The following is a 10,641-nucleotide window of genomic DNA, read 5'->3' on the forward strand; positions in this document are numbered from 1 at the left end:
ACAAAGATGCCCGCGACCAGTACGAGACCCGTACGCACAAGCGCGTTCTGGACATCATCGACCCCAACGACAAGACCGTGGACGCGCTCATGAAGCTCGATCTCGCCGCCGGCGTCGACGTGCAGATCAAGCTCGGTTGAGTGGACTAAAGGATACGAAGATGAGTATCGGACTGGTTGGCCGCAAGTGCGGCATGAGCCGGCTCTTCACCGAAGACGGCCGTTCGATTCCGGTGACGCTGATTGAAGCGACCCCGAATCGCGTGACGCAGGTGAAGACCGAAGAAAACGACGGCTACAGCGCCGTGCAGGTCACGACGGGCGCGAAGCGCGCCTCGCTCCTGACGGCTCCGCTGAAGGGCCATTACGCCAACGCCAAGGTCGAGCCGGGCCGCGGTCTGTGGGAGTTCCGCGTGAGCGCGGAAGACGCAGGCAAGTACGCGATCGGCACCGAGATCTCGGCGAGCGACGTCTTCACCGTCGGTCAGACGGTCGACGTTTCCGGCGTGTCGAAGGGTAAGGGTTTCCAGGGCACCATCAAGCGTCACCACTTCAAGATGGGCGACGCCACGCACGGTAACTCGCTGTCGCATCGCGCCCCGGGCTCGATCGGCCAGCGCCAGACGCCGGGCCGCGTGTTCCCTGGCAAGAAGATGTCGGGCCACATGGGCGCGGTGAACCGCACCCAGCAGGGTCTCGAAGTTGTCACGGTCGACGCCGCGCGCCACCTGATCGCAGTCAAGGGCGCTGTCCCTGGCGCGCCGGGCGGTGACGTCGTGATTCGTCCGACGACCAAGGGCTGAGGAGAGACGCCATGGAACTCAACGTTATTGGCGCCAAGGCGCTCACCGTGTCGGACGACGTGTTCGGCGGCGAGTACAAGAAGGCCCTCGTGCACCAGGTCGTCACCGCCTACCAGGCGGCCGGACGCGCCGGCACGAAGGCCCAGCTGTCTCGCGGCCAGATGTCCGGTACGACCAAGAAGTTCAAGAAGCAGAAGGGCGGCGGCGCCCGTCACGGCGACTATCGCGCTCCGATCTTCGTCGGCGGCGGTGTGACGTTCGCGGCGAAGCCGCGCAGCTTCGAGCAGAAGGTCAACCGCAAGGCCTACCGCGTCGCGATCCGTTCGATCATGGCCGAGCTGAACCGTCAGGATCGCCTGAAGGTCGTCTCCGAGCTGTCGATCGACAAGCCCAGCACCAAGGGCATGATCGCCAAGCTGGCCGAGCTGCAAGTCAAGGGTCGCGTGCTGCTGGTGTCGGAAGACGCCACCGAGGCGCTGTACCTGTCCGCACGCAACATTCCGTACATCCACGTCGTCGACGTGCTGGCCCTCAATCCGGTCAGCCTGGTCGGCAGCGACTACGTCGTCATGACGGTGGACGCGGTCAAGAAGGTCGAGGAGTGGCTCGCATGAGCACCGAACGCACGCTCAACACGCTTCGCGCGCCGCACATCTCCGAGAAGTCGGCTCGCCTTGCTGAGAACAACCAGTACGTTTTCGTCGTGGCGCCCGAGGCGACCAAGGCCGACGTCCGCGCCGCGGTGGAACACCTCTTCGACGTCAAGGTCGTGGACGTGAACCTCGTGAACACGAAGGGCAAGGTCAAGTCGTTCCGCTTCCGCACTGGCAACCGCCAGGGCAAGCGTAAGGCCTACGTGCGCCTCGCTGACGGTCACACGATCGACGTGTCGGCCAAGGCCTGAGCCAGGAGTTGAATTGAGATGGCACTGATCACTCACAAGCCGACCTCCCCGGGCCGCCGCGACGCAGTCAGCGTGCGGACCGAAGGTCTGCACAAGGGCGCACCCTACGCGCCCCTGACCGAATCGCAGTCGAAGACCGGCGGTCGCAACCATTACGGTCGCATCACCACGCGTCATCGCGGCGGCGGTCACAAGCAGGCTTACCGCATCATCGACTTCAAGCGCGACAAGGAAGGCATTGCCGCCGTTGTCGAGCGCCTGGAATACGATCCGAACCGCACCGCGCACATCGCGCTGCTGTGCTACGCCGACGGCGAGCGCCGCTACATCATCGCGCCGAAGGGCGTGGCGGTGGGCGACCGTCTCGTGTCGGGTTCCGACTCCCCGATCAAGCCGGGCAACTGCCTGCCGCTTCGTTCGATCCCGGTCGGTTCCACCATCCACTGCATCGAGATGAAGCCGGGCAAGGGTGCGCAGATCGCGCGTTCCGCCGGTGCCTCGGTCCAGCTGGTGGCGCGCGAGCAGGGCTACGCCACGCTCCGTCTCCGCTCCGGCGAAATGCGCCGCGTGCCGGTCGAGTGCCGCGCCACCATCGGTGAAGTCGGCAACTCCGAGCACAGCCTGCGCAAGCTCGGCAAGGCCGGCGCCAAGCGCTGGAAGGGCATCCGCCCGACCGTCCGCGGCGTGGTCATGAACCCGGTCGACCATCCGCATGGCGGTGGTGAAGGCCGTACCTCCGGCGGCCGTCATCCGGTCAGCCCGTGGGGCACGCCGACCAAGGGTTACAAGACGCGCAACAACAAGCGCACCCAGCAGTTCATCGTGCGTCGTCGCAAGTAATAGGAAACGATCATGCCGCGCTCTCTAAAGAAAGGTCCGTTCGTTGACCTGCACCTCGTAAAGAAGGTGGAAGCCGCCGTTTCCGCCAACAACAAGCGTCCGATCAAGACCTGGTCGCGTCGCTCGATGATCCTGCCGGAGATGGTCGGTCTGACCATCGCCATCCACAACGGCCGCCAGCACGTGCCTGTGTTGATCAACGAGAACATGGTCGGGCACAAGCTCGGCGAGTTCGCGGTGACCCGCACGTACAAGGGCCACGCCGGCGACAAGAAGGGCAAGTGATGAGCACCGAAGCCAAAGCGATCCTGCGCAGCGCCCGCATCTCGGCGCAGAAGGCACGCCTGGTGGCTGACCTGGTCCGCGGTATGCCCGTGGGCCGAGCCAGCGACGTGCTCGCCTTTACCAACAAGAAGGCCGCTCACCTTGTTCGCAAGGTGCTGCTCTCCGCCGTCGCCAACGCCGAGAACAACCTCGGTGCCGACGTCGACGAGCTCAAGGTGGCCCGCATCTTCGTCGACGAAGGTCCGGCGATGAAGCGTATGTACGCCCGCGCCAAAGGCCGCGGCTCGCGCATCCTGAAGCGCACCAGCCACATCACTGTGGTTGTCGGCAACTGACTGGGGTAAGAAACGATGGGTCATAAAGTTCATCCCACCGGTATCCGCCTCGGCATTGCCAAGGACTGGAACTCGAAGTGGTACGCCAACAAGGGTGAGTACGCCCAGTACCTCGCTGCCGACCTCAAGGTCCGCGAGATGCTGCGCAAGAAGCTCGCCGCCGCCGGTATCTCGAAGATCCAGATCGAGCGCCCGGCCAAGACCGCCCGCGTGACGATCCACACCGCCCGTCCGGGCGTGGTGATCGGCAAGAAGGGTGAGGACATCGAGAAGCTGCGCAAGGAAGTCACCGACATGATGGGCGTTCCGACGCACATCAACGTCAGTGAAGTCCGCAAGCCGGAACTCGACGCCCAGCTCGTCGCTGAATCGATCGCCCAGCAGCTCGAGCGTCGCATCATGTTCCGCCGCGCCATGAAGCGCTCGGTCGGCAATGCGATGCGTCTCGGCGCCCTCGGCATCAAGATCAACGTCTCCGGCCGTCTGAACGGCGCCGAGATCGCGCGCTCCGAGTGGGCCCGCGAAGGTCGCGTTCCGCTGCACACCCTGCGTGCGGACATCGACTACGGCACCGCCGAGGCCAAGACCCAGTACGGCATCATCGGTGTCAAGGTGTGGGTCTACAAGGGCGAGATCTTCGATCTGGCGGCCGCCACGGCCGAGTCGAAGGAAGAACAGCAGCCTCAGCAGTCGTCGCGTCGCGAGGGTGGTGAAAACCGCCGTGAGCGCGGCGAGCGCTCTGCCAAGTAAGGAGCGTTGCCATGTTGCAACCGAAGCGTACCAAGTTCCGCAAGATGCATAAGGGCCGCAACGACGGCCTGGCATTCAACTCCAATCTCGTGAGCTTTGGCGAGTACGGCCTCAAGGCGACGACGCACGGTCAGCTGACCGCGCGTCAGATCGAAGCGGCCCGTCGTTGCATCACGCGCTACGTGAAGCGTGGCGGCAAGCTCTGGATCCGCGTGTTCCCGGACAAGCCGATCACCCGCAAGCCCATCGAAGTCCGAATGGGTGCAGGTAAGGGTGGCGTCGAATTCTGGGTGGCTCTGATCCAGCCGGGCCGCATGCTTTATGAAATCGAAGGTGTCGACGAGGCAACCGCACGCGAGGCCATGCGCCTGGCCGCTGCCAAGCTCTCGGTCCAGACCCAGTTCGTGTCCAGGGCGGTGATGTGATGGCCATCAAAGAAATCAAGAACAAGTCGGCGGAAGAGCTGAATCAGCATCTGCTGGACCTTCGCAAGGAGCAGTTCAATCTGCGCATGCAGAAGGGCTCCGGCCAGCTCACCCAGCCGCACCAGCTGCGCCGCGTTCGGCGCGACATCGCCCGCACGAAGTTCGTGCTCGGCGCGAAGAAGTAAGGGACGGCTGATATGAGCGATAACCAGAAAACGGCGCGTACCCTCGAAGGCCGCGTCATCAGCAACAAGATGGCCAATACCGTCACGGTGCTGATCGAGCGTCAGGTGCAGCATCCGCTGCTCGGCAAGATCATCCGCCGCTCCACGAAGCTCCACGCACACGATGAAACCGGTGCGAACGAGGGCGACGTGGTGCGTATCGCGGAATGCCGTCCGCTGTCGAAGACCAAGCATCACCGCGTGGTCGAAATCGTCACGCGCGCTGAAGTTTAAGGAGAGCTGCGATGATTCAGATGCAAAGCACGCTTTCCGCGGCGGACAACAGCGGCGCGAAGGAACTGATGTGCATCAAGGTGCTGGGCGGCTCCAAGCGCCGTTATGCCAGCGTCGGCGATGTCATCAAGGTGACCGTCAAGGACGCGATTCCCCGTGGCAAGGTCAAGAAGGGTGAGGTGTACAACGCCGTGGTGGTTCGTACCGCCAAGGGTGTGCGCCGCGCCGACGGTTCGCTGATCCGTTTCGACGGTAACGCGGCCGTGCTCCTCAACAACAAGCTCGAGCCGATCGGCACCCGAATCTTCGGGCCGGTTACCCGCGAGCTGCGCAGCGAGAAGTTCATGAAGATCGTCTCGCTCGCGCCCGAAGTGCTCTGAGCGGAGGCCAGACCATGAACCGTATCCGCAAGGGTGATAACGTCGTCGTCATCACCGGCAAGAACAAGGGCCAGCGCGGTGACGTGCTGCGCGTCGATGGCGACCGCGTGGTCGTCTCGAACGTGAACCTGGTCAAGCGCCACACCAAGCCGAACCCCCAGGCCAACCAGCCGGGCGGGATCGTCGAGCGTGAGGCCTCGATCCACATTTCCAATGTCCAGCTCTTCAACTCCGCCACGAACAAGGGCGAGCGCGTGGGCACCAAGACGCTCGAGGACGGGCGCAAGGTGCGCGTGTTCCGTTCGGGCGAAGTGGTCGACGCGTAAGGAACCGAAGTCATGACCCGCCTTGAAACGTTTTACAAAGAGTCGGTAATGCAGAAGCTCACTGAGCGCTTCGGTTACCAGAACGTCATGGAAGTCCCGCGCATCACGAAGATCACGCTCAACATGGGCGTCGGCGAAGCCGCCGGTAACAAGAAGATCCTCGAGAACGCGGTCGCCGACATGACCAAGATCGCCGGCCAGAAGCCGATCACGACCAAGGCCCGCGTGTCGGTCGCCTCGTTCAAGATCCGCGACGGTTGGCCGATCGGTTGCAAGGTCACGCTTCGTCGTGCCCAGATGTGGGAATTCCTGGACCGCCTGATCAACATCTCGCTGCCGCGTACGCGCGACTTCCGTGGTGTCTCGGGCCGTGCCTTCGATGGCCGTGGTAACTACAACTTCGGCATCAAGGAACAGATCATCTTCCCGGAAATCGACTTCGATCAGGTCGACGCGCTGCGTGGCATGGATATCTCCATTACCACCACCGCCAAGACCGACGAAGAAGCCAAGGCGCTGCTGGAAGCCTTCAGCTTCCCGTTCCGCAACTGATAGGTAGAACATGGCCAAGACCTCGATGATCGAGCGCGACCTCAAGCGCTCCAAGCTCGTCAAGAAGTACGCCGCCAAGCGCGCCGAACTGAAGGCGATCGTCCTGAGCGCCACCGCCTCGTACGACGAGAAGATGGAAGCCCAGACCAAGCTGCAGAAGCTTCCGCGCGATGCCAGCCCGGCGCGCCAGCGTAACCGCTGCGCCCTGACCGGCCGCCCGCGTGGCGTCTACAGCAAGTTCGGCCTGGGCCGCAACAAGCTCCGCGAAGCCACCATGCGTGGCGACGTGCCGGGCCTGCGCAAGGCTAGCTGGTAAAAAACTCGCCAACGGCGGGTCAAGCTGTTATAGTCGTCGGTCTGCGCAATGCAGACCGACGATTGTCGGCTTTACAATTCAAGATTTCCGGTAATTCGGATATCGGTGCACTCTCAAGGGTTTTTCTTATGAGCATGACTGATCCCATCGCCGATCTGTTTACGCGCATCCGTAATGGCCAGGCCTCTGGCAAGCCGGTTGTCCGTATGCCGTCGTCGAAGATGAAGCTGGCGCTTGCCAAGCTTCTGCAGAACGAAGGCTATATCCTCGACGCCCGTACCGCTGACGAAGCGGGCAAGCCGGTCCTCGAGATCAAGCTGAAGTATTTCGAAGGCCGTCCGGCCATCGAGTCCATTTCCCGTGTCAGCCGTTCCGGTCTCCGCGTCTATCGCGGCAAGGACGAGCTGCCGAAGGTCCTCGGTGGCCTGGGTATCTCGATCATCTCGACTTCCGCCGGTCTCCTGACCGACGCGCAGGCCCGTGCGAAGGGTCTGGGCGGCGAAGTCATCGGCCAGGTGGCGTAAGGAGTCCCGACATGTCACGTGTAGCCAAGAAGCCCATCACCCTCCCGAAGGGCGTCGAACTCTCGGTCGCCAACGGCACCGTCACCGTCAAGGGCCCGAAGGGCACCCTGACCACCCATGAACTGCCGGGCGTTTCGTTCCAGCAGGAAAACGGCGTGGCGAACATCGTCCTGGCCGAAGGTGCAGACGACAAGTTCGGCGGTACCGCCCGCGCCATCGTCGCCAACATGGTTCATGGCGTTGCCAACGGCTTCGAGAAGAAGCTCGAGCTCGTCGGCGTGGGTTACCGCGCCCAGCTCACCGGCAAGTCCATCAACCTGTCGCTGGGTTATTCGCACCCGGTCGTGTTCGAAGCGCCGGAAGGCATCACCATCGAAGTGCCGACGCAGACGGAAGTCCTCGTCAAGGGCGCCGACAAGCAGCTGGTGGGCCAGGTGGCAGCCAAGATCCGCGCGTTCCGTTCGCCGGAGCCCTACAAGGGCAAGGGCGTCCGCTATGCGGGCGAGACGATCATCCTGAAGGAAGCCAAGAAGGCCTAATCGGCCTATCCGCTTCCTGGAGACAAGACGATGAACAAGAACGAATCCCGCCTGCGCCGCGCCAAGTCGACCCGTGCCCACATCCGTGAGCTCGCCGTCGCCCGCCTGAGCGTGCACCGCACCGGTCAGCACATCTACGCCCAGGTCTTCGCGCCGAATGGCACCGTCGTGGCAGCCGCCTCGACCGTGCAGAAGTCGGTAGCCGAAGGCCTCAAGAGCAAGAAGAACGTCGAGGCCGCCACCACGGTGGGCCGCATCGTTGCCGAGCGCGCCAAGGCCGCCGGTATCGAGGCCGTCGCGTTCGACCGCTCGGGTTTCCGTTATCACGGTCGCATCAAGGCTCTTGCCGACGCGGCGCGTGAGGCCGGCCTCAAGTTCTAAGAGGCGTCAGGCCACGGTATCGGCCCCTCGGGGCCGGTGCCGCCCGATGTAACTACAACTCCAAGCGGCGACCGAGCCGTAAACAGAAGTCCCGGATTTTCCGGGCCGATAGAGAAAAGAGATGTCCTCGACAGATCGCGAAAATTCGGACGGCATGCTTGAAAAGCTGATCGCCGTCAACCGCGTGGCCAAGACCGTCAAGGGTGGCCGCCAGATGAGCTTCACCGCGCTGACCGTGGTCGGCGACGGCGAGGGTCGCGTCGGTTTCGGTTATGGCAAGGCCCGTGAAGTGCCGGTCGCCATTTCCAAGGCCATGGAACGCGCCCGTCGCAACATGGTGAGCATCGAACTGAACAACGGCACGCTGTGGTACGCCATCAAGGCCAACCACGGTGCGGCTCGCGTCTTCATGCAGCCCGCTTCCGAGGGTACCGGCGTGATCGCCGGCGGTGCCATGCGCGCCGTGCTCGAAGTGGTCGGCGTGAAGAACGTGCTTGCGAAGGCCGTCGGCTCGCGCAACCCGATCAACCTCGTCCGCGCGACGATCAAGGGTCTGCAGGCCGTCGCCTCGCCGAAGCGCATCGCCGCCAAGCGTGGCAAGACGATCGAAGAGGTGCTGGGCAATGGCTAAGAAGAACGAAACCGCTGCCGCCGCCGGCACCGTGCGCGTGCGCCTGGTCAAGGGCCTGCGCGGCGTACAGGGTCGTCATCGTCTGAGCGTCAAGGCCCTCGGCCTGAACAAGCTCAACGATGTGCGCGAACTGAAGGATAGCCCCCAGGTCCGTGGCCTCATCAACACGGTCTACTACCTGGTCCGGGTCGAGGAGTAAGCATCATGCGTCTTAACGACATCAAGCCCGGCAAGGGCGCCCGCAAGACCCGTACCCGCGTCGCTCGCGGTATCGGCTCCGGCCTCGGCAAGACCGCCGGCCGTGGCCACAAGGGTCAGCACGCTCGTGCCGGTAACACGCACCGCGTCGGTTTCGAAGGCGGCCAGATGCCGCTGCAGCGTCGCCTGCCGAAGGTGGGCTTCCGCTCGCTGAAGAAGGCCGACACGGAGCAGGTCATGCTCTATCAGCTGGCTTCGATCCAGGCCGACACGATCGACCCGATCGCTCTGCACGCCGCCGGTCTCGTGACCAGCCGCGCCAAGAAGATCAAGGTGGTGCTGAAGGGCGAGATCAATCGCGCCGTGAAGCTCCAGGGCGTGCTTGCGACGGCCGGCGCCAAGGCGGCTATCGAAGCCGCCGGCGGCAGCGTGGAGTAATCAGGTGGCTGCAGCGCAGGGCACAACGCTCGGCTCGCTGGGCAAACTGACGGAACTGCGTCAGCGCATCTTTTTCCTTATTGGTGCGCTGATCGTCTTCCGCCTCGGTTCGTTCATTCCCGTTCCGGGCGTGAACCCCGAGGCGATGACGAGTCTGGTCGAGGGCGGTGGCGGTCTGCTGAACATGGTCAACATGTTCTCGGGTGGCTCGCTGTCCCGCTTCTCGGTGTTCGCTCTCGGTGTGGTGCCGTACATTTCGGCGTCGATCGTGGTGCAGATGATGGGCTCGGTGATTCCGTCGCTCCAGGCTCTGCGCAAGGAAGGCGAGGCGGGTCGTCGCAAGATGACCACGTACACGCGTTTCGGTACGGTCGGGCTGGCGGCGTTCCAGGCCTTCGGCATCGCCGTGGCCCTGCAGAAGCAGGTTGCCGCGGGCGGCGCGCCGGTGGTCTACATGCCGGGTGCCGGCTTCGTCCTGGCATCGGTCGTCGGCCTCACCGCCGGCACGATGTTCCTGATGTGGCTGGGCGAGCAGATCACCGAGCGGGGTATCGGCAACGGTATCTCGATGCTCATCTTCGCGGGCATCGTGGCCGGCCTGCCGGCTGCCATCGTCCACACGCTGAGCATGGCGAACAACGGCGAGCTGTCGGTCCTGAAGCTGCTGATGGTTCTGGTGGTGATCCTGGCGGTTACGGCATTCGTGGTGTTCATGGAACGCGCCCAGCGGCGCATTACCGTGAACTACGCGAAGCAGGGCAGCCAGCGCCAGTTCCAGCGCCAGACCTCGCACCTGCCGCTGAAGATCAACATGGCGGGCGTCATTCCGCCGATCTTCGCGACCAGTCTGCTGCTCTTCCCCGCAACCGCGGCGACCTGGTTCGGCTCCGCCCACCAGTCCCGCTGGCTGCAGTGGCTGACCACGGCGCTGAGCCCGGGTGAGCCGGTCCACGACATCGTGTTCGCGGTGCTGGTGATCGGGTTCGCCTTCTTCTATACGGCGATCGTGTTCAACTCGCAGGAAACGGCCGATAACCTCAAGCGTTCGGGCGCGTTGATTCCGGGTATCCGCCCGGGTCGTGCCACGGCGGACTACATCGATGGCGTCATGACCCGGCTTACCGGTGTTGGCGCGGTTTACATCGTCCTGGTCTGCCTGGTGCCCACGTTCATGCAGAACGCCTGGCACGTCCCGTTCTATTTCGGCGGCACTTCGCTGCTGATCGTGGTGGTGGTGGTGATGGACTTCACGGCTCAGGTCCAGGCCCATCTTGTCAGCCACCAGTACGAGAGTCTGCTCAAGAAGTCGAATCTCCGCCGCAGCTGAGACGCGGTGGAGACCCCAAGTAGGGGAGGCCGCGGTGCCTGGCGCCGCAGGACTTCCCGTTTAGGTTAATTACGGTTAGAATTGCGCGTTTACCGCGCACGAAACGCATCGGAGACAGTACATCATGGCGCGCATCGCGGGTGTCAATTTGCCGGTCCAGAAGCATGTCTGGGTCGGTCTGCAGAGCATTTACGGAATCGGCCGGTCGCGGGCCAAGAAGGTCTGCGTCG

At 63.6% G+C, this 10,641-nt stretch carries 22 protein-coding genes and 1 pseudogene; all 23 read left to right on the forward strand.

Annotated elements, in window-relative coordinates; all coding sequences use genetic code 11:
* The coding region (locus ACPYOD_RS18515; protein WP_481303179.1) for a 30S ribosomal protein S10 at positions 1–140 on the forward strand (140 nt) is incomplete at its 5' end.
* A gap of 20 nt (positions 141–160) precedes the next feature.
* Positions 161–802 carry a 50S ribosomal protein L3 gene (gene rplC, locus ACPYOD_RS18520; RefSeq protein ID WP_481303174.1) on the forward strand — a complete coding sequence of 214 codons (642 nt, stop codon included), beginning with the start codon at positions 161–163 and terminating at the stop codon, positions 800–802.
* Positions 803–813: 11 nt separating this feature from the next.
* Entirely contained in the window at positions 814–1,416 is a 603-nt protein-coding gene (gene rplD / locus ACPYOD_RS18525) for a 50S ribosomal protein L4 (protein WP_481303175.1), read from the forward strand.
* The gene (rplW, locus tag ACPYOD_RS18530) at positions 1,413–1,706 is read left to right on the forward strand and encodes a 50S ribosomal protein L23 (protein WP_046967254.1); all 294 of its coding nucleotides are present in this window, start codon (positions 1,413–1,415) and stop codon (positions 1,704–1,706) included. The genes rplD and rplW overlap by 4 nt, the downstream gene beginning before the upstream one ends.
* 18 nt (positions 1,707–1,724) lie before the next feature.
* Positions 1,725–2,546 carry a 50S ribosomal protein L2 gene (gene rplB / locus ACPYOD_RS18535; RefSeq protein WP_072322773.1) on the forward strand — a complete coding sequence of 274 codons (822 nt, stop codon included), beginning with the start codon at positions 1,725–1,727 and terminating at the stop codon, positions 2,544–2,546.
* A 12-nt stretch (positions 2,547–2,558) separates the two neighbouring features.
* Positions 2,559–2,831 carry a 30S ribosomal protein S19 gene (gene rpsS, locus ACPYOD_RS18540; protein ID WP_029213892.1) on the forward strand — a complete coding sequence of 91 codons (273 nt, stop codon included), beginning with the start codon at positions 2,559–2,561 and terminating at the stop codon, positions 2,829–2,831.
* A complete protein-coding gene (rplV, locus tag ACPYOD_RS18545; protein ID WP_029213891.1) occupies positions 2,831–3,166 on the forward strand; it encodes a 50S ribosomal protein L22 in 336 nt (111 codons plus the stop codon). The genes rpsS and rplV overlap by 1 nt, the downstream gene beginning before the upstream one ends.
* A gap of 15 nt (positions 3,167–3,181) precedes the next feature.
* On the forward strand, positions 3,182–3,916 hold the full coding sequence (rpsC, locus tag ACPYOD_RS18550; RefSeq protein WP_166699377.1) for a 30S ribosomal protein S3: 735 nt from the start codon (positions 3,182–3,184) through the stop codon (positions 3,914–3,916).
* 11 nt (positions 3,917–3,927) lie between these two features.
* Positions 3,928–4,341 carry a 50S ribosomal protein L16 gene (rplP, locus tag ACPYOD_RS18555; RefSeq protein WP_167022096.1) on the forward strand — a complete coding sequence of 138 codons (414 nt, stop codon included), beginning with the start codon at positions 3,928–3,930 and terminating at the stop codon, positions 4,339–4,341.
* Positions 4,341–4,526, forward strand: a complete 186-nt coding sequence (rpmC, locus tag ACPYOD_RS18560) for a 50S ribosomal protein L29 (RefSeq protein ID WP_166699375.1) — start codon at positions 4,341–4,343, stop codon at positions 4,524–4,526. Before rplP ends, rpmC begins: the two co-directional genes overlap by 1 nt.
* Before the next feature lie 12 nt (positions 4,527–4,538).
* Positions 4,539–4,799: a 30S ribosomal protein S17 gene (rpsQ, locus tag ACPYOD_RS18565; protein ID WP_166699374.1), complete on the forward strand. Its 261-nt coding sequence runs from the start codon at positions 4,539–4,541 to the stop codon at positions 4,797–4,799.
* 11 nt (positions 4,800–4,810) lie between these two features.
* Complete coding sequence (rplN, locus tag ACPYOD_RS18570; RefSeq protein WP_072322777.1) at positions 4,811–5,179, forward strand: 50S ribosomal protein L14; 369 nt, start codon at positions 4,811–4,813, stop codon at positions 5,177–5,179.
* A 14-nt stretch (positions 5,180–5,193) separates the two neighbouring features.
* Positions 5,194–5,505: a 50S ribosomal protein L24 gene (gene rplX / locus ACPYOD_RS18575; RefSeq protein ID WP_090054986.1), complete on the forward strand. Its 312-nt coding sequence runs from the start codon at positions 5,194–5,196 to the stop codon at positions 5,503–5,505.
* A 12-nt stretch (positions 5,506–5,517) separates the two neighbouring features.
* The gene (gene rplE / locus ACPYOD_RS18580; RefSeq protein WP_331543534.1) at positions 5,518–6,057 is read left to right on the forward strand and encodes a 50S ribosomal protein L5; all 540 of its coding nucleotides are present in this window, start codon (positions 5,518–5,520) and stop codon (positions 6,055–6,057) included.
* Between the two features lie 10 nt (positions 6,058–6,067).
* On the forward strand, positions 6,068–6,373 hold the full coding sequence (rpsN, locus tag ACPYOD_RS18585; protein WP_167022102.1) for a 30S ribosomal protein S14: 306 nt from the start codon (positions 6,068–6,070) through the stop codon (positions 6,371–6,373).
* Between the two features lie 128 nt (positions 6,374–6,501).
* Positions 6,502–6,897, forward strand: a complete 396-nt coding sequence (rpsH, locus tag ACPYOD_RS18590) for a 30S ribosomal protein S8 (protein ID WP_481303176.1) — start codon at positions 6,502–6,504, stop codon at positions 6,895–6,897.
* A gap of 11 nt (positions 6,898–6,908) precedes the next feature.
* On the forward strand, positions 6,909–7,436 hold the full coding sequence (gene rplF, locus ACPYOD_RS18595) for a 50S ribosomal protein L6 (protein WP_481303177.1): 528 nt from the start codon (positions 6,909–6,911) through the stop codon (positions 7,434–7,436).
* Between the two features lie 30 nt (positions 7,437–7,466).
* Positions 7,467–7,817, forward strand: coding sequence for a 50S ribosomal protein L18 (gene rplR / locus ACPYOD_RS18600; protein ID WP_029213880.1), 351 nt, complete (start codon positions 7,467–7,469; stop codon positions 7,815–7,817).
* A 121-nt stretch (positions 7,818–7,938) separates the two neighbouring features.
* On the forward strand, positions 7,939–8,448 hold the full coding sequence (rpsE, locus tag ACPYOD_RS18605) for a 30S ribosomal protein S5 (RefSeq protein WP_072322784.1): 510 nt from the start codon (positions 7,939–7,941) through the stop codon (positions 8,446–8,448).
* Positions 8,441–8,647, forward strand: a complete 207-nt coding sequence (gene rpmD, locus ACPYOD_RS18610) for a 50S ribosomal protein L30 (RefSeq protein ID WP_427459638.1) — start codon at positions 8,441–8,443, stop codon at positions 8,645–8,647. Before rpsE ends, rpmD begins: the two co-directional genes overlap by 8 nt.
* A 5-nt stretch (positions 8,648–8,652) precedes the next feature.
* Complete coding sequence (rplO, locus tag ACPYOD_RS18615) at positions 8,653–9,084, forward strand: 50S ribosomal protein L15 (protein ID WP_413624039.1); 432 nt, start codon at positions 8,653–8,655, stop codon at positions 9,082–9,084.
* A 4-nt stretch (positions 9,085–9,088) separates the two neighbouring features.
* Positions 9,089–10,411 (forward strand): preprotein translocase subunit SecY, encoded by a 1,323-nt coding sequence (gene secY / locus ACPYOD_RS18620; protein ID WP_481303178.1) that lies wholly within the window; start codon positions 9,089–9,091, stop codon positions 10,409–10,411.
* Positions 10,412–10,535: 124 nt separating this feature from the next.
* Positions 10,536–10,641: pseudogene (locus ACPYOD_RS18625) on the forward strand (30S ribosomal protein S13); the annotation flags it as partial.

It is taken from the genome of Luteibacter sp. HAY1-4A, assembly GCF_056755355.1.